The sequence below is a fragment of the Planctobacterium sp. AWM4_229 genome, assembly GCF_056160305.1.
On record NZ_JBSWWX010000026.1, the window covers coordinates 1 to 400 of the forward strand.

The following is a 400-nucleotide window of genomic DNA, read 5'->3' on the forward strand; positions in this document are numbered from 1 at the left end:
AGAAGTGGTGGAGCTAAGCAGGATCGAACTGCTGACCTCCTGAATGCAAATCAGGCGCTCTCCCAGCTGAGCTATAGCCCCATTTCTTGCTGCGTCCTTAAGCTTTATATTGCGTTTTTCTTCCTCACTCAGTCGGTTATATACTGACAACGTATACGCCCTCCTTCGCTCGTCGAAAAGCCTTATCTAAAACTTAATGACTGGCAATAAATACACCGAAGATTGGGATTCTAATCTTTCTTAGGCGAGGTTTGAGTGAGGACGTTTAGCCTGCTAAACGACGAACTCAATAACGAAGCATAAGGAAGATTTGGTAGGCCTGGGCAGACTTGAACTGCCGACCTCACCCTTATCAGGGGTGCGCTCTAACCAGCTGAGCTACAGGCCTATGATGCACCTG

At 47.8% G+C, this 400-nt stretch carries 2 tRNA genes; both read right to left on the bottom strand.

Features of this window, described 5'->3' with window-relative positions:
- Window positions 1-5 precede the first annotated feature (5 nt).
- Window positions 6-81: transfer RNA gene (locus tag ACXAGP_RS22090), tRNA-Ala, on the bottom strand.
- Window positions 82-311: 230 nt separating this feature from the next.
- A tRNA-Ile gene (locus ACXAGP_RS22095) sits at window positions 312-388 on the bottom strand.
- Between the last annotated feature and the right edge of the window lie 12 nt (window positions 389-400).